This is a genomic window from Microvirga lenta (assembly GCF_020532555.1).
In the GTDB taxonomy this organism is placed as follows: Bacteria; Pseudomonadota; Alphaproteobacteria; order Rhizobiales; family Beijerinckiaceae; genus Microvirga; species Microvirga lenta.
Window position 1 is genome coordinate 208,888 of record NZ_JAJBBR010000004.1, and the last position, 21,057, is coordinate 229,944.

The following is a 21,057-nucleotide window of genomic DNA, read 5'->3' on the forward strand; positions in this document are numbered from 1 at the left end:
ATTCGGCGCGAGTTTCCCGGGCGGGGCGGGAGGTCGCACGGGATTTCGGACCCATGCCCGGGCGGGCAGGAAAGCCGGGAGCTCACGCACTTCGACCATTGGACACCCTTGCCCCGGTCCGCCTGGGCGGTAATCTCCTTTCGCCCATAAAGGGTGCGCGAAAGAAAAGCCTGCATGATCCGCCCTGTCCTCGACGGCCTCTATCTCTTCGCCGGCTATCTCGCGGGCGTCTTCCTGATCGTGATCTTCCTTCTGATGATGGGGCTGTCGCTCGGCCGCGAGGTCGGGATCAACATTCCGGCCGGGGACGATTTCGCGGCCTGGTCCATGGCCGCGATGGCGTTCCTGGGGCTGGCGCACACCTTCAAGACCGGCGACCTGATCCGGGTCGGCCTCGTGATCGAGCGCCTGCCGGCCTCCCTGCGCCGCGCGGTCGAGGGGCTGTGCCTGCTGCTGGGCTTCGCCGTCATCGCGTATTTCGCTTGGTACGCGGTGTGGATGACCTATGACAGCTTCCGCTTCAACGACATGTCGCAAGGGGTGGTCGCGGTCCCGCTCTGGATTCCCCAGCTCGGCTATTCGCTGGGGCTCGTGATCCTGGGCATTGCCTTCCTGGACGAACTCGCCCGCGTGGCGACGGGACATGCGCCCCGTTACGAGCGCCCGCCGCCCGCCACCCCCGAGGAGGTGGTGGACCGGGCGGCCGAGAGCGGGCTCTGACCGATGCTTGCCGATCTCAGCCTCGTCACCACCGCCGCCATCCTCTTCGGCCTCCTGGCCGCGCTCCTGGCCTTCGGGGTCTGGATCGGCATCGCGCTCCTCGTCGTCGGCTTCGCGGCCATGACGGCGACCAGCGTGCCCATCGGCCCGGTCCTGGCGACCACGGTCTGGTCGAGCTCCGCCTCCTGGACGCTTGCCGCGCTGCCGCTCTTCATCTGGATGGGCGAGATCCTGTTCCGAACCCGCCTGTCCGAGCAGATGTTCCAGGGGCTCGCGCCCTGGCTCAACTGGCTGCCGGGGCGGCTGCTCCATGTGAACGTGGTCGGCTGCGGCGTCTTCGCGGCGGTCTCGGGCTCGTCGGCCGCCACCTGCGCCACCATCGGCAAGATCGCCCTGCCGGAGCTGAAGCGGCGCGGCTACGACGACATGATGGCGCTGGGCAGCCTGGCCGGCTCGGGCACGCTGGGCCTGCTCATCCCGCCCTCGATCCCGATGGTGGTCTATGCGATCGCGGCCAACGTCTCGGTCATCCAGGTCTTCCTCGCGGGCTTCCTGCCGGGCCTGCTCGTGATGGGGCTCTATTCCGGCTACATCCTCGTCTGGTCGCTCCTGAACCCGGACCGGACGCCCGCCCGCGAGCCGCGCACGTCCTTCCTGTTCAAGCTGCGCAGCTCCGCCCGGCTCCTGCCGGTCTTCCTGCTCATCTGCCTTATCTTCGCCGCCCTCCTGCTCGGCTGGGCGACCGCCACCGAATGCGCCGCCTGGGGCGTGCTCGGCGCCCTTGCGCTCGCCTGGTGGTCCGGCACGCTCACCTGGGAGACCTTCAGGGAAAGCGTGCTCAGCGCGACTCGGCTCACGGTGACGATCATGCTGATCCTGGCGGGCGCGGCCTTCACCACCGCCGCCATGGCGTTCACCGGCATTCCCGCCGCCCTCGCCACCTGGGTCGAGGCGCAGAACCTCTCGCCCTACACGCTGATCGCGGCGCTCGCCGTCATGTACGTGATCCTGGGCTGCCTCATCGACGGCATCTCCATGATCGTGCTCACCACGGTGGTGGTGCTGCCCATGGTGAAGCAGGCGGGGTTCGACCTCATCTGGTTCGGCGTCTTTCTCATCATCCTGGTGGAGATGGCGCAGATCACGCCGCCGGTGGGTTTCAATCTCTTCGTGCTGCAGAACATGAGCGGGCGCGACAGCTTCAGCGTCGCGAAGGCGGCGGTGCCGTTCTTCTTCCTGCTCGTGGCGGCGCTCGCCATCATCACGATCTTTCCGGACATTGCGCTTTACCTGCCGAGGCTCGCCTTTCCGGAATAGGAGCCGTTCAAGAACAACCAGAGGAGAACCACGATGAGACACTGGACCAGACTATCCCTCGGCCTTGCCGGCGCGCTCATGCTGAGCCTGCCCGCCATGGCGCAGACCAAGTGGAACCTGCCAGCCGCCTATCCGGCCGACAACTTCCACACCGAGAATCTCAGCCTCTTCGCCAAGGACGTGGGCGAGGCCACCGGCGGCAAGCTGCAGATCACGGTCCATCCGAACGCCTCCCTGTTCAAGGCGCCGGAGATCAAGCGCGCGGTCCAGACCGGGCAGGCGCAGATCGGCGAGGTGATCATGTCGCTGCACGAGAACGAGGACCCGATCTACGGCCTCGACGTGGTGCCCTTCGTCGCCACCTCGTTCGACCAGGCCAAGAAGCTGTGGGACGCGCAGCGCCCGGCGGTGGAGAAGAAGCTCGCCGGTCAGGGACTGATGCTGCTCTATGCGACCCCGTGGCCGCCGCAGGGCATCTTCGCCAAGAAGGACATCAACACCGTCGAGGACATGAAGGGCCTCAAGTGGCGCGCCTACAACGTCGGCACCGCCCGCATCGCGGAGCTCGTCGGCGCGCAGCCCGTCACCATCCAGGCGGCGGAGCTGGCGCAGGCGCTCGCCACCGGCGCGGTCAATTCCTTCATGTCCTCGAGCGCCACCGGCTACGACACTAAGGTGTGGGAGTCGCTGAGCCATTTCTACGACACCCAGGCGTGGCTTCCGAAGAACATGGTCTTCGTGAACAAGGCCGCCTTCGACGCCCTCGACAAGCCGGCCCAGGAGGCGATCCTCGCCGCCGCCAAGAAGGCCGAGGAGCGCGGCTGGCAGATGGCTCAGGACAAGACCAAGTGGTACATGGAGCAGCTCGCCGCCAAGGGCATGAAGGTCCAGCCGCCGAGCCCCGAGCTGAAGGCTGGCTTCCAGAAGATCGGCGACCAGCTCACCCAGGACTGGCTCAACAAGGCCGGCTCCGAGGGCCAAGCCATCGTCGACGCCTACAGGAAGTCCGGAAGCTGACGGAAGCGGCCCCGCCTCTTCCCGCCGGGGAGAGGCGGGGCGCAAGGTGAGGGATTGGGCCTGATCGAGCTATTCGAGAGCGCCCCCGTTGCTCTCCTCCCCCTTGTGGGGAGGAGGTGGAGGTGGGGGTGTGAGCGATAGCCTATGACGGTCCGGCGCCGGCACCCTGACCCTCCCCACAAGGGGGAGGGAAGGAGGTCGCGTTATCACGGCCACATCCACGCGGCCTCCGCCTAACGTCTCACGCCAGGGTGAAATCCATGGTGATTTCGGCGTTGAGCACCTTGGAGACCGGGCAGTTCTTCTCCGCCGCGCGGGCGAGCTCCTCGAACTTGCCGCGGTCGATGCCGGGCACGTTCGCGTTCAGGGTCAGGGCCGATTTCTTGATCGTGAAGCCGCCACCCTCCTGCTCGAGGGACACCACCGCCTCGGTGGCGAGCTCGGTCGGGTTGAAGCCCGCGTTCTGGAGCTGGAAGGCGAGCGCCATGGTGAAGCAGCCCGCGTGAGCCGCGGCGATCAGCTCCTCCGGATTGGTCCCCTTCTCGTTTTCGAACCGGGTCTTGAAGGAGTAGGGCGTGTTGGACAGGACGCCCGAATCGGCCGAGAGATGGCCGCTGCCGTCCTTGCCCGTGCCCTGCCAAACGGCTCTTGCCTTGCGGTTCATGATCGTCTCCTTGTGAGGTTACGCAGCGACATGTAGAGCACGCCGCCGCGAAGGGGATATGGAGGTCGCCACGTGAAAGACGGGAGCATCGCCCGCCTGCGCCCGCGGCGGCTCGGTTCCGCCCTCGTGGCCTGGAACATCGGCGTCATCTGCTATCCCGTTCCGGTCGGGCTCATGGCCGCCCGGTCGTCCATGGGCGAGATGCGCGAGCGCTCGCGGTGAATGTGGGCGCGGGGCTGATCTAGTCCGGCCGGTCCATCGTCAATGCGGGATGTCCTCGTCCCGCTCCCCGTCGACGATCCCGCGGGCCACGTCGAAGCGGAAGCCGGCGCGGGCCATCGCGGCAAGGTCCTTGTCGCGGTAGGGCGTGCGCTCGCCGGGCCGGTAGGGGCCGAGCTTGCGCCGGCGGGCGAAGGCGCGGGCGGCGCTCTCCTCGTCGCCCTCCTCGCCCTCCAGGGCCTCGGCGATGGTGGAACGGTCGACGCCCTTGGCGGCGAGCTTGGCCCCGATCGCCCGGGCGGAGCCGCCGCGGCGGCGCAGCGTCGCGACCCGGGCCTGGGCGTAGCGGGTGTCGTCAATGAGGCCGCTGCGCAGGCTCTTCGCCACCACCTCGTCGATGGCCTCGTGGAACTCGGCCGGGTCCTCGCCGCGCAGGCGGCAGCGCTTCTCCACCTTGCGCCGCAGGACGCGCCGCAGGTTCTCGGCCGAGGAGGAGTAGCGTTCGAGATAGGCCATCGCGGCCCGCTGCAGATAGGCGGGCGTGACCTTGCGCGGGACCTTCCGGACCGGTTTCCCGTCGCCGTCCGTCATGACGGGCCGGAGAGGGATGCGGTCGTCTCGCCCGGGTCCTCGACCTGGCCTCGCCGCTGCAGCTGCAGGGCGACGAACCAGCAGAGGGAGGCCCAGGCGGCTCCGACCGACCACCCCGCGAGCACGTCGCTCGGCCAGTGGACGCCGAGATAGGTGCGGCTTGCGCCCACGAGCAGAGTCATGGTGACGGCGAGGCCCATGATGAAGGCCCGGATGCGCCGCCTCTTCTGCACGCGGGCGAGCAGGGCGCCGAGGGTCAGGTAGGTGATGGCGGAGAGCATCGCGTGGCCGCTCGGGAAGCTCGCGGTGTAGACCTGGGTCGCGTGCGGGACGAGATCGGGACGGGGTCGCTCGAAACCGAGCTTCAGGCCGTGGGAGAGCAGGGCTCCGCCGACGATCGCGGCGACCACGAGGAGCGCCACCCCCCGTTTCCCGGCCATCAGCAGATAGACCACCGTCGCCAGGGTCAGGAAGCTCAGAATCGCGTAGCCGCCGAGCCCCGTGATGTCCCGGGCCGCCTCCTCCAGCCATCCGGGCCCGAGGGGATTGGCCAGGTTCGCGGGATCGCGCAGGGCGAGCAGCAGGGACTGGTCCAGGGCATGGATTTCCCCCTCGCTCACGTCGTCGGCGAGCTCCATGAAGGCCCAGGCGAAGAAGCCGAAGCCCGCGAGCGAGATCAGGGGCCCCAGCTCGTTCAGGCGAAGGCGGGTCCAGATGCGGGTGGCGGGAGCGACGAGGTTGTTCATCGTGGCAGACATAGAGGGGTGCGGCCGGTCTGGCGAGTGGGGCGCGCCGACGAACACCGCGACCGGATTGTGAAAGCCCGCATCCCGGATGGCAATCGCCCGCCGTCGGGTCCGTCTCGAACGAGGGCGTCTCCGGAGTGCACCGGATCCTCCGAGACGCCGCTGTCGCGGCTTCTCGGGATGACGCGCAGAGGCAAACAGAGGACGTCGTGGATGTGGCGGTGTTCAGCGCGATGCGTATTCCCTCCGCCTTGTGGGGAGGGCCAGGGTGGGGGTGTGAGCGATAGCCTATGACGGTGTGGCGCCCACACCCCCACCTCCACCTCCTCCCCACCGCAAGTCGGGTGTTCCCGACTTGCGCAAGAGGATGCGGATCTCGGGCAAGCCCGAGGTCCGTGGGGAGGAGAGCAACGCGGCGCTTCCGGCAAGCCCGAGGTCCGTGGGGAGGAGAGCAGGGCGGAGCCAAGCCCGCCTCGAAACACGACGACATCACGCGAGGCCGCTTTCACAGCTCCAGCCGTTGGCGCCAATCCTTCGGCACGACGATGTCGCCGAGCCCCAGCCACCGGGCCATCAGGCGCAGCTCGTCGCCCAGCGCGGGGGCGATTTCCTCGGGCGCCACGGAGACTTCCGGGTGGATCGAGTGGACGAGGAGCCGTCTCCCGGCCCGGTCCGCCTTGAGGTCGAGGCGCGCCACGATGGCCTCGCCCAGCACGAAGGGCAGGCAGTAATAGCCGTATTCGCGCTTCTCGGCGGGGGTGTAGATCTCGATCCGGTAGCGGAAATCGAACAGGCGCTCGGTGCGGGTGCGCTCCCAGACGATGGGATCGAAGGGCGACACGAGAGCCTGCGCGTCGATCCGGCGCGGAAGCCTCGCCTGCGGGTCGAGATAGACCGGTCCCGGCCAGCCCTCGACCGTCACGGGAACCAGGTCGCCCGCCTCCACGAGTTCGGGAATGCGCGCCTTGGCGTCGGTGGGCTCGATGCGGAAATAGTCGCGCAGGCAGCGATCGCTGGCGATGCCCAGCGCGCGGATCGAGAGCCGCAGGAGCTCGCGCTGCGCTTCCTCCTCGGGCGGCGTCGGCACGTTCAGGATCGCGGCGGGCAGCGCCCGCTCCGGCAGGTCGTAGATGCGCTCGAACCCGCGCCGCGTCGCGGTGGTGACCTCCCCGGCCCAGAACAGCCATTCCAGCGCCCGCTTGCCGTCGCTCCAGCCCCACCAGGAGCCCTGGCCCCTGTGGCCGCCGCTGAGTTCGCCGGCCGCCATGGGACCGCGATCCTCGATCTCGCGCCGGACCTCCTCGATGAAGGCGCGCTTTTCCTGCCCGAAGCGGGCGAGCCCGCCATAGATGCCCTCGCCCCGTGCCGCCCGGGCCATGCGCCAGCGGAACAGGGGGTGGAGGTCGAGGCGGATCAGGGAGGCTTCGTGGCCCCAATACTCGAAGGCACCGCGCTTCTTGGGATGATAGGCGGTCCTCTCCAGGAGCTCCCGGTCGTAGGCTCCGAGCCGCGAGAAGAGCGGCATGTAATGGGCCCGCACCAGCACGTTCACCGAATCGATCTGGAGCAGGCTCGACCGGTCGAGCACACGGGCGACGTGGCGGGCCGTCGGCGCGGCGGGGCGCGCCTCGCCGAGGCCTTGAGCGGCCAGCGCGATGCGCCGGGCCTGGGAGCGGGAAAATCGGGTGCGGGCGGTCATGGCGGGATGCGGATGGTCTCGCACAGCTAGCGCCATGCGGCGCCGGACGGCAAGGGGGACGGCACCGGGCGGCTTCGCATCCTCATGTCTCGGCGGAGCCGTGCTCCCGCACCCACCGGACGAGCTGCTCCGGCGTTTCCGACGCCCCCATCGCCCGGGCGGCCGCCTCGGCCGTCAGGCCGCTTGCGTCGCGGGCGCAGGCGTCGGCCCCGTGGGCGAGCAGGAGTTCCACGATCTCGGTGCGGTTGAACATGGCCGCGACCATCAGGGCGGTCCGGCCGCCTTCTCCTGTCACGTCGACCCCGGCCCCATGCTCCAGCAGCAGGCGCGCGGTCGCCGCGTCGCCCTTGAAGGCCGCTCCCGCGAGGGGCGTTTGCCCGCGGTCGTTGGCGAGGTCCGGATCGGCGCCGTGCCGCAGGAGCGCCCGCGCCAGCTCCGCATGGCCATGGTAGCAGGCGAGCATCAGGAGGCTGTCGCCCTTCTCGTTGCGCAGGTTCGGCGGCAGGCCCATGTCGAGCAGCGGGGCCAGCTCCTCGGTCCGCCCCTCCCTCGTGTGCTGGAAGACCCGCTGGGCGAAGGCGAGCGTCTCGTCGTCGAGGGCCGGCGGCTGGGACGGGTTCTCGGGCTGCACGGGGGCCTCCGGGTCTGGCGAAAACAGGTCGTGGGAACGGAGATATGGCGGCCGCCCCGATCCGTGCCTAGCCTGCGATGAATTCTTCCGGCGCGATTCCTCTACGGGCGCGAACGCATATCAGCCCTGCATCCAGGTTTTGAGACAAGGCGGCTACTCTCCCCTAAATCGGCTGCAGCAAGGCGAAGGAAACGATGGATCAGCGCACGAGAGAGACCCTGCGGCCCGGCCGGGGGGACACATTGAGCCAGGCGGAGATCCGTACGATCATCCTCGGCGTCATGCTGGCCATGCTGCTGGCCGCCCTCGACCAGACCATCATCGCCACCGCCCTGCCGACCATCGGGCGCGAGCTCGGCGACCTCGAGCACCTGCCCTGGGTGGTGACGGTCTACCTCCTCACGGCCACGGCCGTGACGCCTCTCTACGGCAAGTTCAGCGACAGTTACGGCCGGCGCGTCACCATGCTGATCGGCATCGTCGTCTTCATCCTGGGCTCCATCGCCTGCGCGCTGGCCCCGACCATGATCGCGCTCATCCTCGCCCGCGGGGTCCAGGGGCTCGGCGGCGGCGGCCTGATCGCGCTCGCCCAGACCATCGTGGCCGATCTCGTGCCGCCCCGGGAGCGCGGGCGCTATCAGGTCTATTTCGCCAGCGTGTTCATGACGTCGAGCCTGCTCGGCCCCGTGCTGGGCGGCTTCTTCGCCGAGCACCTGCACTGGTCGGTGATCTTCTGGATCAACCTGCCCCTCGGGCTCATCGCCCTCTTCATCGCCTTCCACGGCCTCAAGAAGCTGCCGCGCTTCGACCGGCCGCACCGGCTCGACCTCCTGGGCGCCTTCCTGATGGTGGCGGCGACCGTCTCGCTGCTGCTGGCCCTGAGCTGGGGCGGCCTGCGCTATCCCTGGGGCTCGTGGCCGATCGTCTCCCTCTTCGCCGGATCGGCCGTGATCTGGGTCCTGTTCGCGATCCGCATGCGCCTGGCGCCCGAGCCGCTGATCCCGCCCGGCGTGCTGCACAACCCGGTGGTACGCATGGGCACGCTCTCCGCCTGTTTCGGCATGGGCACCTATATCGGGCTGACCATCTATCTGCCGGTCTATTTCGAGACCGTGCGCGGCCTCTCGGCCAGCCTGTCGGGCCTGGCGCTGATCCCGCTCATGGCGGGCACGGTGGTGGGAGCCACGCTCTCCGGCCGCATGATGGCGAAGGTGACCCACTACAAGCGCCTGCCCGTCGTCGGCCTGGTGGTCGCCATGGCAGCCACGGCGGTGCTGGCAGTTCTCGGCAACGGGATTTCCCTGCTCGGGGTCGAGGGACTCCTCGCGGTCATCAGCATCGGCCTGGGCACTCTCCTGCCGGTCTCCACCGTGGCGATCCAGAACGCGGTCTCGCCCCACGAACTCGGAACCGCCACCGGGGCGGCGAACTTCTTCCGCTCGCTCGGCGGCGCCTTCATCGTGGCGATCTTCGGCGCCATCGTGCTCAGCGGAACCGGAATGGTGGGCGCCGCCAGCTTCGAGTCCCTGGCGGCCTCGGCGGCCCGGAGCGGCATCAACCTGTCCGACGTGTTCAGCTACGTCTTCATGGCGGCGGTCATCGGCTTCGGCCTCGCCTTCGCGTTCCTGCTCGCCATGGAGGAGCGGCCCCTGAAGGGCAGCGCCATCAAGGCCGCCGAGGCGGCCATCGCCGACTGATCCTCGTCAGCGCCGCCGCCGCCGCCGGATCAGGATCCACACGGCCGCGATGACGATCAGGAGCGACAGGCCCATTCCCACATAGGCGAAAAGGCTCTCCGTGCGCGCCTCGCCCGGAGGCGGCGGGCGGGTGCCCTGGTCGTTGCCGGACAGCGGGGCGCCCGTCGTCTGGGCGGAGAGGCCGGGGACCTCCCAGGAGAGAATCGGGCTGTCGGGAAGAACCCGGCTGACGGTGAGGGAAGGCGGCATTTTTTCTCCTGGGAGGCTGACCCACGGTTAATGCTTCCGTTACCGCCCGGTTTCAGGGTGCCTGCGGCCTCATGCCTGGGGATAGCGCCTCAAGATTGTGGAGCATTCCGCGACTCCCGGCACTTTCGGGCGTTCGGGCGTGTTAGGTACGGGCCGGTTCTTGAAACGACACGAGGGAGGCTGATGAAGGTCGGCATCGACATGGGAGTGGTGTCCTCCGCACCTGGAGGAACGGCGGCTCTGCTCGATCTGGAGGAGCTTTTGGCGACGCGTCTGCTCGTCCAGGGCAATTCCGGGTCCGGCAAGTCGCATCTTTTGCGCCGGCTCCTGGAGCAGAGCGCATCCCTCGTCCAGCAGGCCATCATCGACCCCGAGGGCGATTTCGTCACGCTCGCCGACAAGTTCGGCCACGTGGTGGTGGACGCCTCCCGCAGCGAGGGCGACATCCAGCGCATCGCCGCCCGCGTGCGCCAGCACCGGGTTTCGGTGGTGCTGAGCCTGGAGGGCCTCGACGCCGAGGCGCAGATGCGCTGCGCGGCGGCCTTCCTGGGCGGCCTGTTCGATGCGGACCGCGACTACTGGTACCCGATGCTCGTGGTCGTCGACGAGGCGCAGCTCTTCGCCCCGGCCGCCGCGGGCGACGTGTCGGACGAGGCCAGAAAGGTCTCTCTCGGGGCCATGACCAACCTCATGTGCCGCGGCCGCAAGCGCGGGCTGGCCGGCATCATCGCCACCCAGCGCCTCGCCAAGCTCGCCAAGAACGTGGCGGCGGAGGCCTCCAACTTCCTCATGGGCCGCACCTTCCTGGACATCGACATGGCGCGCGCCGCCGATCTCCTCGGCATGGAGCGCCGCCAGGCGGAGATGTTCCGCGACCTGGAGCGCGGCCATTTCGTGGCGCTCGGCCCCGCCCTGTCGCGCCGCCCGGTGCCGATCCGCATCGGCGACGTGGAGACCTCGGCCCGCAGCGGCAGCTTCAAGCTCGTGCCGCTCCCCGAGCAGCCGAAGGAGGAGGCGCGCGACCTCATCTTCAAGCCGGGCGAGGACGAGCCCGCGCGCCCGGTCATGCCGCGCCGCGCGCCCCCGCCGCCGCCGGCCCCCTCCACCAACGATCTTCTCGCCCAGCTCGCCCGCACGCGGCCGGCCGCCGCGCCGGAGCCGCAGGCCGAGGCGACCGAGGAGAGCAAGGCCGAGCGCGAGGCGGCGCTCGACGCCATCCTGCGCGAGATCCTCGACGATCCCGAGGCGGCCTTCCGCACGGTGGCGGTGCTCTACCAGGACTTCCTCGTGCGCTGCCGCATCCGCCGCGTGAGCGGCGAGCCCCTGAGCCTGCCCGCCTTCCGCCGCCGCCTCGCAGTGGCGCGCGCGGGCGTCGACACGGCCACCGCCGAGGGCACCGAATGGGACCGCGCTATCGCCTATGCGGCCGATCTCGCGGAGGACATCCAGGGCGTGTTCCTGCTCCTCGCCCGCGCCGCCCTGGAAGGCTCGCCCTGCCCGCCGGACGGCGAGATCGCCCGCGCCTGCGGCAGCCGCTCCCCCGGCCGCGCGCGGCGTCTCATCGCCTACATGGAAACCCGCAACATCGTGGTGACCCGCAACGACCCGCGGGGCCTGCGCATCATCGCGCTGCCCGATCTCGGCTGGGAGACGGGCCCCGGCGACCCGAACGCCTTCGAGGAGCCGGTGGCGAGTTCGGACAGCCGGGACCTGTTCGCGGTCGGCTGACATTGGACGGGTTTGCGGATACAGGTTCGGGCCGGACATCCCCACCCGTCATTCCGGGGTCGCGCAGCGGAGCCTGGAACCCATAGACATCGGCGCTTCAGAATGTGCGGACCTCGCGCCGCTCTTCTTCGGCGACGACGGTGGATATGGGTTCCGGGCTCGGCCTTCGGCCGCCCCGGAATGACGGTCGGTGCAAGGAGAGTGGAATGCACAACGACCGCCTGAGCCTCGACGAAATCGCCCGCCGCGTGGACGCCAAGGCTGCCGATTACTGCGCCCTGAGCGACCGCATCTGGGCGACGCCCGAACTCGCCTTCGAGGAGCACAGATCGGTCGCGGAGCAGATCGCCATGCTCACGGCCGAGGGCTTCCGCGTCACCCGCAACGTGGGCGGCATGGCCACCGCCTTCGTGGCCGAATACGGCAGCGGCGGACCGGTCGTCGGCATTCTCGGCGAATACGACGCGCTGCCGGACCTGGCGCAGGAATCCGGCATCACCGCGCACCGGCCCACCGTCGCCGGCGCGCCGGGACACGGTTGCGGCCACAATCTTCTGGGCGCGGGTTCGGCGCTCGCGGCCGTCGCGCTCAAGGATGCGCTGGAGGCCGAAGGCATCGCCGGAACCGTGCGCTATTACGGCTGCCCGGCCGAGGAGAGCGGATCGGGCAAGACCTTCATGGCCCGCGCAGGCCTGTTCCACGATCTCGACGCCGCCTTCTGCTGGCATCCGAGCGTGGTCAACGAGGTCCAGACCACGTCGTCGCTCGCCTGCATCCAGGCCTATTTCCGCTTCCGGGGCCGCGCCTCGCACGCCGCCGCCGCGCCGCATGTGGGCCGCAGCGCGCTCGACGCGGTGGAGCTGATGAATGTGGGCGTGAACTACATGCGCGAGCACATGCCCTCCGACGCGCGCGTGCACTACGCGGTCACCAATACGGGCGGCGACGCGCCCAACGTGGTGCAATCTCAAGCGGAATCCCTTTATCTCGTGCGCTCGCCGCACCTGCCCGACGCGGAGCGCCTGTTCGAGCGCGTGAAAAAGATCGCGGAAGGCGCATGCCTGATGACGGAGACGAGCGTCACGGTGCAGATCACCGACGCCACGTCGAACGTCGTTCCCAACAAGGCCCTGCAGGAGGCCATGTACGAGAACATGAAGCGCCTCGGGCCGCCGGCCTTCGACGAGGCCGACTTCGCCTTCGCGGAAAAGCTGCGGGCGGCGTCCCTCACCGACGAGGAGATCCTGGCGAGCGTGAAGCCGCACGACATGTCGCTGAGGACGAAGGTGCTCCACGACGGCGTGCTCTCCATGCCGACCCGCGAGGAGGTGATGATGGGCACCACCGACGTGGGCGACGTGAGCTGGATCGTGCCCACGGTCCAGTGCCACACGGCGTGCTTCGCCATTGGCACCCCGTTCCACACCTGGCAGCTCGTGGCGCAGGGCAACCTGCCCGCCGCGCACAAGGGCATGGTGCTCGCGGCGAAGGCCATGGCGGCCACCGCCGCCGACTGCCTGCGCAATCCCGATCTCATCGCCCGCGCCAAGGCGGAGCTGACGGAGCGCACCGGCGGCCGCGCCTATATCTGCCCGATCCCGGACGACGTCACCCCGGACGACCTGCGCGCCAAGGCGGCGTGAGAATCCGCACCTCCCTCATCGGCCGTACGACATAACATATCGTATCTGCTCATGAGGGAGAGAACATGCTCTTGAACAAGGAATGCCGTCTCGCACGATGCCTGAGCCGCTCGGTTCTCGGCTTGCAGATCCTGCTCTGGGGCGCCGCTTCGGCGCAAGCCCAAGGGGTGGATCCCTGGAAGCCCAACGACGATTCCTTCGAAGGCTACATGGCCCGGGAGCCGATGCGCAGGGAGGCCGAAGCGTTGGCCTCGACGTTCATCGAGACGGCGAGGGCGGGAAACACCGCCGAACTCCTTCGGATGGTGAGTCCCACAAGCGTCCAGACATCGGGCCGGGAGAATGTGGAACGCCATCTCGACAGGGCCGTGGTCCCGTTCTTCGCGCAGCACCGGGATTTTGGCCGAAGCACGACGACGTCGACGGCCAAGTCGGCAAGCGGCCATTTCGGATTTGCCTTCTACAGGTACTCGGTTCGCGCGAACGGAGAGAAGAAGCCGTTCGTCATCTACGTGACCCAGGAGAACGGGCGGTGGCACGTGGCGAACATCCTGGTGGATCATTTCGTGCCGGGTCGACACCGGCCCAGCGAGCAATAGAGCACGGCCTCCGTAACGGAGGATCAGGAATTCTTGCATCCTCGCAAGGTCTCTTTGGCGCTCGATAGGGTCGCGCTTGCAGGCCTGCAACCCTATCTTGCCAGCTTCATACGGACAGGAGAGCGCCATGAAGCTGACCGGAATCCATCACCTGACCGCCGTGACGGCGGATGCCTCCGGCAATCATGACTTCTACACGCAGGCGCTGGGAATGCGGCTCGTGAAGAAGACCGTCAACCAGGACGACGTGAGCGCCTATCACCTGTTCTACGCCGACGCCCTGGCCTCTCCCGGCACGGACATCACCTTCTTCGACTGGCCCGTGCAGCGCGAGCGGCGCGGCACGCACAGCATCGTCAACACGGCCCTGCGCGTGAACGGCGAGAAAACCCTGCAATGGTGGAAGGACCGGTTCGATTCCCTCCACATCCAGCACCAGGGAATCGCCGAGCGCGACGGGCGGCTCTGGCTTCCCTTCGAGGACCCGGAAGGCCAGCGCCTCGCCCTCGTGGACGACGGCGGCCAGGGCGACGAGGCGCATCCGTGGGATCGCAGCCCCGTGCCGGTTGAGCACCAGATCCGGGGCCTGGGTCCCATCACCATCAGCGTGCCGCAGCTCGACCGCACGGCCGCCGTGCTGACCATGGGCATGGACATGCGCGCCGCGCGGGAATTCCGCATCGGCGATACGCCGGTCCACGTGTTCGAGATGGGCGCGGGCGGTCCCTCCGCCGAGCTCCACGTGGCGGTGGAGCCGCATCTCGAGCCGGCTCATCCCGGCGCGGGCGGCGTGCATCACGTGGCGTTCCGCACGCCGAACGAGGAGACCTACCGCGAGTGCGCCGAGCGGCTGCGCGCCATGCGGGCGCCGTCGAGCGGCCCCATCGACCGCTACTACTTCAAGAGCCTCTATTTCCGCGAGCCGAACGGCATCCTGTTCGAGATCGCAACCGACGGTCCGGGCTTCGCCACCGACGAGCCCCTGGAGAGCCTCGGCGAGCGCCTGGCGCTGCCGCCCTTCCTGGAGCCGCGCCGGGCGCAGATCGAGGCGGGCCTCAAGCCTTTGTAAGACGTTCCTCCTGTCCCCCATCCGGTGAGTATGGGGGACAGGAATTCTTTCGCTCGGCAGCGCCGTTCCGCATTGAGAATAAGGCGGAGTTCTGACACCATCGCCCCGACCGGCGCGGGACAGGTGGGGGCTCCGATGTCAATTCTCGGATCGAGGTTCGTTTCGGCTGTTGCCGCAGCCCTGGCTCTCGCGGGCGCGGCGGCCCTGCCGGCACAGGCTCAGGGCCTCGGCCCATCGGCCATGCGCGAGCGGATTGACGGGCTGATTCCGGAGCTCGAAGCCTATCTGCAGGCGGGCATGAAGAGCTTCGACGTGCCGGGCGCCGCCGTCGGCATCGTGCATGACGACAAGCTCATCTACGCCGAAGGCTTCGGCGTGAGGGAGCTGGGCAAGCCGGATCGGGTGAACCCCGCCACGATCTTTCAGATCGGCTCGACCTCCAAGGCCTTCTTCAGCGCGACGCTGGCCCAGGCGGTGGATGCCGGCAAGCTCGAATGGAACGATCGCGTCTCCGATCTCCTGCCCGAGTTCCAGCTGAGCGATCCCTGGGTCGGCCGCGACACCCGGATGCTCGATCTTGCCGCTCAGCGCAGCGGCTTGACCCCCCATGTGAACGATGGCCTGACCGGGCTCGGCTACGATGCGATGACGCTCGTGCGCTCCTTGAGGGACGCACCCCTGACGCGGGTGTTCCGCTCCGATTTCACCTACGTCAACATCACCCATATCGCGGGCGGCATCATCCTGGCCCGCAAGCTGGGCATGGAATCGTGGAGCGACGTGGTCAGGAGCGGCATCTTCGAGCCCCTCGGCATGACGTCGTCCTCGTCCTCGGCGGAAGCCATCGAAAAGGCGCCGGACCATGCCGTCGGCCACCGGCAGGACGAGGCGGCCACCACCGCCATTCCGTTCCATGAATCCTTCCCCTACATCCACGGCCCCGCCGGCGGCATCAATTCCAACGTGCCGGACGTGTCGCGGTGGCTGCGCATGCAGCTCGGGCGCGGTCATTTCGAGGACAAGGTCATCGTCTCCGAAGAGAACCTCGACGTGACATGGACGCCGCGCGTCGCCATCAACGAGCGGCTTTCCTACGCAATCGGCTGGGTCGTCACCGCAACGCCGAACGGGCGCATCGTCTGGCACAACGGCGGGACCATGGGCTTCGGCGCCCATGTCGGGTTCCTGCCCGACCGCGGCGTCGGCATCGTCGTCCTCACCAACGCGGAGAACCGGGGCTTCCCCGATGCGGTCGCGCAATGGGTCTATGACCGGCTTCTCGGCAACGACGCCGTCGACAACGTGGCGCTCGCCCTCGAAGAAACCCGTGAGAAGGAGGCCGACGAGCGGGAAAAGGCCGCGCCTCCCGTGCGCGCTTCCGCGCCCCAGGATCTCACGGCCTTTGCGGGAACCTACATGTCGCCGCTGCTGGGAGACGTCACCGCCAGCGTCGAAGGCGGGCAGCTTCGGCTGAGGCTCGAGGACACCGAAGCCACGCTGACGCTGGCGCCTCGCGACGAGGATCTCTTCGATGCGCGCCTCGACGCCAGCGGGGTCTACGCGCCCGTCGTGGCCATGATGGGCGACGAGGTGGTGACGCAGGTCCGCTTCGAACGGGACGGTGACGGCGCGGTGACGCGCATGGATTGGGTATCCCCGACCCTGCCGCAGACCTTCAGGCGGCGGCAGTGACGGCACAGGAGACAGGTCACATGACACGGATGAGGCACGTTATCCTGACCGCCGCCATGGCAGGCTTCTGCCTCATGGCCGTCCCCGCCTCGGCCTTGCCCTTCACCTCCGCGCCAGGGCGCGGTTCCATCGTGGTTCCGGCGCAGCTCTTCCAGCTCTTCGTCGACGAGGACGACGGATACATCCACGACAGGCACTACGACTGGAACCAATACCGCAACTCCACCAGCCGCAAGGAGCGCGTCCGGGATTATTACCGGATGCAGAAGGAGGCGGAGAAGGATTACTGGCGGGCGCAGAAGAACATGCAGAAGCAGATGATCAAGCGCCAGCGCGGTTGGTAGCGGCCGATCCGGAACCGGCCCCGCCGCGAGGGCCGTCGCTTCGAGGATGTCTAAACGGTCTCCTGCGACGTCCGCGCCAGAATCCCCTCGACGATATCGACCACGCCAGCCGCCTCCCGCACCGTCGCGAGGCGGCTTTCCTGTCCGCCCAGCAGCTTGGCGAATTCGGCGATCTGGTGCCCGTCGGCCCGGGCGGGCTCGATGTTGCCGCCCGAATGGGTGAGCCGGTACCACTCGCTCATGACGGCCGAATCCCGGGAGCCCTTCACCTCGAAGCGGTTGAACTCCTCGGCCTCGCCTTCCACGGCGGCGTCGATGGTCATGCGGCAGCGGGCGAATTGCAGCACCGCATTCATGCGCGTCTCGCTGCCGAGCGGTCCCCGCTCGATGCGCGCCTCGGTCAGCTCGCCGGGGCCGAACAGGCGCCCGGCCAGAAACACGAAATGGGACACCACCTCGCGGGTGAAGCCGCCCTGCTCGGGGCCGGCGAGCCAGCCGGCGGCGCCCTGCTGCCAGCCGCGCGGCCAGGTGCGGAACCGCAGGGTCAGGTGCGCGGTCAGGTCGTCGCCAAGGGCGCCGGTCTCCACCAGCTCCTTCATGCGCAGGGAGGCGGGCGCCGTCGCGAAGGGAAAGTTCACCGCGGCCGGCACGCCGGAACGGGCCACCGTCTCCAGGCAGCGCCGCGCGCTCTCCGGATCGGCCGTGAGGGGCTTCTCGCAGAACACCGCCTTCCCGGCCCCGACCACGGCCGCGACCAGGTCCTCGTGGGTGGCGGGCGGGGTCGCGATGTAGATGCAGTCGATGGCCGGATCGGCGAGGAGGTCCTGCACGCTCGCGGCGCGGGGCACGTCCGTCTCGACCGGGGCCGGATCGTAGCCCGCGACGAGGCGGAAATCCGGGTTGGCCCTGAGGCCCTGGATGAAACGCCGTCCCATGACGCCGAGACCGATGATGCCGATGCCGTACATGTCCGATTGAGTCTCCCTGCTGGTATGCCACGGCCTATAGACCCTCGGCGGGCCCAGGGCGAGAGCGCGGAAAGAATTCGGAAACCTGGATTTTGTATCGCTTCGCCCATCCGCCCCGCGCGGCCGTCGCCACGGGTGGCGATCATGCTTGACCTTGGGTAAGTTTGAGGCCAGGACGGGTTGTCCGGTCCCGAAGCAGGAAGAGCCATGCGCATCGCCAGATCCCTCGTCCTTGTCCCGTTCCTCGCTCTCGGTTCGGCCCTTGCTCCCGCCCAGGCCGCGGACCTCCTCTTCCAGCAGGCGCCCGTGACCTCCGCGAGCTGGATCGCCACGATCAAGGGCAATCTGCGGGCCGGTCCATCCTATCCGGGAGCGGACGATTTCGGCGTCTACGGCTTTCCGTCCGTGAGCTTCCGCCGCGCCGGGACGCCGGAGCGGTTCAGCGCCCCCGACGACGGCCTCAGCTTCTCCTTCCTCGAGCAATCGGCGCTTCGCATCGGCTTCGTCGGCCGCTTCCAGGGCGGGCGCTACTACAAGGACGACCGCCGCCTCTTCGGCCTCGACAAGATCGACTGGGCGGTGGAGCCCGGCGTCTTCGTCGAGTACTGGCCCGTCGAGTTCCTGCGCGCCCGCGCCGAGATCCGGCGCGGCTTCGGCGGCCATGAGGGCTTCGTGGCCGATCTGGGCGTCGACCTCGTGCAGCGCTTCGGCGCCTTCACCTTCTCGGCCGGTCCGCGTCTGGCGCTGGGCGACAGTGAGTTCACCCGCACATATTTCGGCGTGACGCCCTTCGAGGCGGCCGTGAACGGCCAGGTGACGCCCTACCGTCCGTCCGGCGGCCTCACCTCCGTGGGCGTGACCACCGCCATGACCTACGAGTGGTCGCCGCAATGGTCGACCACCGCCTTCGTCTCCTACAAGCGCCTCGTGGGCGACGCCGCCGACAGCCCGATCGTCAAGCGCTTCGGCTCGGAGAACCAGTTCGGCCTCGGCCTCACCGTGTCCTATTCCTTCGATACGGGCTTCACGGGCTTCTGAAGCCGGGCTAAAGGCGGACCGTCCCGGTGCGATGCCTTGCGCCGGCCATGAGGAACGATGGCATCTGAACTCGTCACGGCCTGTCGAAGCTGGGTCCGGAAGCTCTCGCCTGCCGCCTTTCCCTACGGCCGTTTCCTCGCCGCCCTGCTGATCGGCACCCTCGGCGGCTGGGTCTTCGTCCGGCTCGGCCTGCCGCTGCCGTGGATGCTCGGCTCCATGACGGCCTGCACCCTCGCGGCGCTCCTGCGCGCGCCCATTGCCGCTCCCGCCGCCGTGCGGCCGCCGATGACCATGGTGATCGGGGTGATGCTGGGCGCGGGCTTCACGCCCCAGGTGATCGAGAGCGCCACCCATTGGCTGCCGACGCTGCTGGGGCTCGCAGGATTCGTGGTGGTCAGCGGAGCCGCCTGCGTCGCCTATTTCCGGCGCGTGGCCGGCTTCGACGTGCCGACCGCGTATTTTTCCGGAATGCCGGGCGGCCTCGTCGAGATGGTGATCGTCGGCGAGGACAAGGGCGGCGACGCCCGCACCATCGCCCTCGTGCACTCGGCCCGCATTCTCCTCGTGGTTCTCACGCTTCCGTTCCTGATCTGGCTCACGAGCGGCGTCTCGGTCGGGGCAAGGCCGCAATTCGGGGTGTCCGTCTTCGAGACCCCCTGGATCGACGAGGTCTGGCTCGTTGCGACGGCCGTCGTCGGCGGATTGGTCGGACATTACCTGCGGCTTCCGGCGCGGCTTCTCCTCGGCCCGATGCTGGTCAGCGCGGCGGTGCACGTTCTCGGATGGACCCGCTTCGTGCCCGCCGTGGAGGTCGTCACCGTGGCGCAGCTCGTGCTGGGAACCACCATCGGCTGCCGCTTCGCGGGCCTGGCGCCGCGCGAGATTATACGCATCCTCGTGCTGTCGCTCGGCTCGACGGTGATCCTGCTCGCGATCACCTTCGCGTTCGCGGCGGGGGTGAGCCGCATCTCGTCCTACGACCAGGTGACCCTGCTCCTGGCCTATTCGCCCGGCGGCCTCGCGGAGATGAGCCTCGTCGCGCTGTCGCTGGGCATCGAGGTGGCCTTCGTGGCCGCCCACCACATCATCCGGGTGTTCCTGGTGATGATCGCAGCCGCGCCCGTCTTCGCCCTGGTGCGGCCGCGCAAATAGGTTTTCGGACCGGCATGAAAAAGGCGGCGCCGGATCTCTTCCGGTCGCCGCCTCGGCCGTCCCGCAGGGGACTTGCGTTACAGGCGTGCCTTGAGGCCCACCGACAGCATGAGGGTGCTGATGTCGCCGCCCGCGGCGGGCTTCGGCGTCTTCTCCACCCGTCCCTGTCCGCCGTCGAACATCAGGGAGCCGCCCTTCGCCTCGAAGAAGTTCTGGTACTCCGCCTGTCCCGTCAGCGAGACGGTGTCCGTCAGGGCGTATTCCGCTCCGAGCGTCACGCCGACCATCCAGTCGGGGCTGAAGCGCTCCTCGAACACGATGTTCCGGAGATTGTGGTGATCCTTGTCCGACGACATCACGAACGGGCTCGCGATGAACTCGGCGTTCACCTTGAGCGGTCCGGCGGAATAGCTCGCGCCGAGGCCCAGATAGGGCGTATGCCACCATTGCTGATAGGCGATGCCGAGACGGTCGGGGAAGACGCCCGTGAGATCGCGGAAGCCGTTCTCGCTCGAATAGATGTAGTGGCCGCCATAGGCGTTCATCTTGAACGTCATGAAGCGGTAGCCGGCCAGGGCGCTCAGCTCGAAGGGACCCGACTGGTAGAACCTCGCGGCTGCGCCCAGATCGATCTGGTAGCCTTTCGCGAGGGTGGTGTCCGACGAATGCGACCATTCCGACCAGCTGTCGAAGCCCATGTAGCCGGCCATCCAGTCGAAATCGTCCATGGCGTTGTCGGATGCCACGATCGTCCAGCCGTTCGCCCGAAGCGACAGCCAGTCCAGCGGCCGATAGGCCAGGCGCGCGCCGAGGATGGCCGCATTGTCGATCTGCCAGTTCAGCTGGCTGAGCTTGGATCCGTTGCCAGGCACGTTGTACACGTATTCACGGGCCTGCCCGGTCAGATAGCCGCCATAGATCTCGGCGGAGAAGAACGGGCCCGCGGCCAGCACCGGAAGAGGAAGAGGGGCGGAGCGGGTGGCGAGATCGGCTGCATGTCCCTGCGACGCCACGGTCAGGGAAGTCGCCATCAGGAAGCCGCTGGCGAGGGCGGAAAAGGTTGCTGCTGATTTCGTCACGAAACGGGTCTCCAAGGCAGGGTTTGCCTGTCCAAATTGCGGCATCGCTTAGAGACGATTCCGTTACGGAATGCTGTCATTTGCGCGCCACACATGGGGCACAATCATCCGAAAGCGGTAGTTTTCGCCCGCCATCCCTCAATAGGCTTATGGAGGATCCCGCGAAGTCCGGGCCGGACGGCTACCCTGTTCGCA

Annotated in this window: 21 protein-coding genes; 13 read left to right on the forward strand and 8 right to left on the reverse strand. The window is 68.4% G+C overall.

Translation table 11 applies throughout. The annotated features are described in order from the left end of the window. The first annotated feature begins 174 nt into the window (after nt 1-174). Genes LGR44_RS06735 through LGR44_RS06745 form a run of 3 tightly spaced genes read left to right on the forward strand, consistent with a single transcriptional unit; the run spans nt 175 to nt 3,054 of the window. Nucleotides 175-720, forward strand: coding sequence for a TRAP transporter small permease (locus tag LGR44_RS06735; protein ID WP_226738626.1), 546 nt, complete (start codon nt 175-177; stop codon nt 718-720). Nucleotides 721-723: 3 nt separating this feature from the next. Next, on the forward strand, nt 724-2,037 hold the full coding sequence (locus tag LGR44_RS06740; RefSeq protein ID WP_226738627.1) for a TRAP transporter large permease: 1,314 nt from the start codon (nt 724-726) through the stop codon (nt 2,035-2,037). 33 nt (nt 2,038-2,070) lie between these two features. Beyond that, a complete protein-coding gene (locus LGR44_RS06745; protein WP_226738630.1) occupies nt 2,071-3,054 on the forward strand; it encodes a TRAP transporter substrate-binding protein in 984 nt (327 codons plus the stop codon). 241 nt (nt 3,055-3,295) lie between these two features. On the opposite strand, the gene LGR44_RS06750 is transcribed toward LGR44_RS06745, so the two are convergent. Then, a complete protein-coding gene (locus tag LGR44_RS06750) occupies nt 3,296-3,718 on the reverse strand; it encodes an OsmC family protein (protein ID WP_226738632.1) in 423 nt (140 codons plus the stop codon). A gap of 72 nt (nt 3,719-3,790) precedes the next feature. Here LGR44_RS06750 and LGR44_RS06755 point away from each other — a divergent pair, with 72 nt between their 5' ends. Next, nucleotides 3,791-3,940, forward strand: coding sequence for a hypothetical protein (locus LGR44_RS06755; protein ID WP_226738634.1), 150 nt, complete (start codon nt 3,791-3,793; stop codon nt 3,938-3,940). Between the two features lie 39 nt (nt 3,941-3,979). Here LGR44_RS06755 and LGR44_RS06760 read toward each other — a convergent pair whose 3' ends face one another. The 4 genes from LGR44_RS06760 to LGR44_RS06775 all read right to left on the reverse strand — a co-directional run bounded on the left by LGR44_RS06760 (nt 3,980) and on the right by LGR44_RS06775 (nt 7,604). Beyond that, a complete protein-coding gene (locus tag LGR44_RS06760; RefSeq protein WP_226738637.1) occupies nt 3,980-4,528 on the reverse strand; it encodes a regulatory protein RecX in 549 nt (182 codons plus the stop codon). Beyond that, entirely contained in the window at nt 4,525-5,286 is a 762-nt protein-coding gene (locus LGR44_RS06765) for a phosphatase PAP2 family protein (protein WP_226738639.1), read from the reverse strand. The genes LGR44_RS06760 and LGR44_RS06765 overlap by 4 nt, the downstream gene beginning before the upstream one ends. 493 nt (nt 5,287-5,779) lie before the next feature. Beyond that, nucleotides 5,780-6,973 carry a winged helix-turn-helix domain-containing protein gene (locus LGR44_RS06770; protein WP_226738641.1) on the reverse strand — a complete coding sequence of 398 codons (1,194 nt, stop codon included), beginning with the start codon at nt 6,971-6,973 and terminating at the stop codon, nt 5,780-5,782. An 82-nt stretch (nt 6,974-7,055) separates the two neighbouring features. Further along, nucleotides 7,056-7,604, reverse strand: coding sequence for an ankyrin repeat domain-containing protein (locus LGR44_RS06775; protein ID WP_226738643.1), 549 nt, complete (start codon nt 7,602-7,604; stop codon nt 7,056-7,058). Between the two features lie 194 nt (nt 7,605-7,798). On the opposite strand from LGR44_RS06775, the gene LGR44_RS06780 reads away from it, so the two are divergent. Beyond that, entirely contained in the window at nt 7,799-9,301 is a 1,503-nt protein-coding gene (locus LGR44_RS06780; protein WP_226738645.1) for an MDR family MFS transporter, read from the forward strand. 6 nt (nt 9,302-9,307) lie between these two features. Here the strand turns inward: LGR44_RS06780 and LGR44_RS06785 are convergent, their stop codons facing one another. Then, a complete protein-coding gene (locus tag LGR44_RS06785) occupies nt 9,308-9,550 on the reverse strand; it encodes a hypothetical protein (RefSeq protein ID WP_226738647.1) in 243 nt (80 codons plus the stop codon). 183 nt (nt 9,551-9,733) lie between these two features. Here LGR44_RS06785 and LGR44_RS06790 point away from each other — a divergent pair, with 183 nt between their 5' ends. The 6 genes from LGR44_RS06790 to LGR44_RS06815 all read left to right on the forward strand — a co-directional run bounded on the left by LGR44_RS06790 (nt 9,734) and on the right by LGR44_RS06815 (nt 16,625). Beyond that, nucleotides 9,734-11,278 (forward strand): helicase HerA domain-containing protein, encoded by a 1,545-nt coding sequence (locus tag LGR44_RS06790; RefSeq protein ID WP_226738649.1) that lies wholly within the window; start codon nt 9,734-9,736, stop codon nt 11,276-11,278. Nucleotides 11,279-11,484: 206 nt separating this feature from the next. Then, nucleotides 11,485-12,921 (forward strand): M20 family metallopeptidase, encoded by a 1,437-nt coding sequence (locus LGR44_RS06795; RefSeq protein ID WP_226738652.1) that lies wholly within the window; start codon nt 11,485-11,487, stop codon nt 12,919-12,921. A gap of 65 nt (nt 12,922-12,986) precedes the next feature. Next, nucleotides 12,987-13,520 (forward strand): hypothetical protein, encoded by a 534-nt coding sequence (locus tag LGR44_RS06800; protein ID WP_226738655.1) that lies wholly within the window; start codon nt 12,987-12,989, stop codon nt 13,518-13,520. A 127-nt stretch (nt 13,521-13,647) separates the two neighbouring features. Next, the gene (locus LGR44_RS06805; RefSeq protein WP_226738657.1) at nt 13,648-14,589 is read left to right on the forward strand and encodes a ring-cleaving dioxygenase; all 942 of its coding nucleotides are present in this window, start codon (nt 13,648-13,650) and stop codon (nt 14,587-14,589) included. Between the two features lie 135 nt (nt 14,590-14,724). Continuing rightward, nucleotides 14,725-16,281 (forward strand): serine hydrolase, encoded by a 1,557-nt coding sequence (locus LGR44_RS06810; RefSeq protein WP_226738659.1) that lies wholly within the window; start codon nt 14,725-14,727, stop codon nt 16,279-16,281. Nucleotides 16,282-16,301: 20 nt separating this feature from the next. Then, nucleotides 16,302-16,625: a hypothetical protein gene (locus tag LGR44_RS06815; protein WP_226738661.1), complete on the forward strand. Its 324-nt coding sequence runs from the start codon at nt 16,302-16,304 to the stop codon at nt 16,623-16,625. Between the two features lie 50 nt (nt 16,626-16,675). Here LGR44_RS06815 and LGR44_RS06820 read toward each other — a convergent pair whose 3' ends face one another. Beyond that, entirely contained in the window at nt 16,676-17,593 is a 918-nt protein-coding gene (locus tag LGR44_RS06820; RefSeq protein WP_226738663.1) for a Gfo/Idh/MocA family protein, read from the reverse strand. Nucleotides 17,594-17,800: 207 nt separating this feature from the next. On the opposite strand from LGR44_RS06820, the gene LGR44_RS06825 reads away from it, so the two are divergent. Both LGR44_RS06825 and LGR44_RS06830 read left to right on the forward strand, forming a co-directional pair. After that, a complete protein-coding gene (locus tag LGR44_RS06825; RefSeq protein WP_226738665.1) occupies nt 17,801-18,631 on the forward strand; it encodes a MipA/OmpV family protein in 831 nt (276 codons plus the stop codon). A gap of 57 nt (nt 18,632-18,688) precedes the next feature. Beyond that, nucleotides 18,689-19,783 carry an AbrB family transcriptional regulator gene (locus LGR44_RS06830; protein WP_226738668.1) on the forward strand — a complete coding sequence of 365 codons (1,095 nt, stop codon included), beginning with the start codon at nt 18,689-18,691 and terminating at the stop codon, nt 19,781-19,783. A 77-nt stretch (nt 19,784-19,860) separates the two neighbouring features. On the opposite strand, the gene LGR44_RS06835 is transcribed toward LGR44_RS06830, so the two are convergent. Continuing rightward, on the reverse strand, nt 19,861-20,862 hold the full coding sequence (locus LGR44_RS06835) for an omptin family outer membrane protease (RefSeq protein WP_226738670.1): 1,002 nt from the start codon (nt 20,860-20,862) through the stop codon (nt 19,861-19,863). Nucleotides 20,863-21,057: the final 195 nt, after the last annotated feature.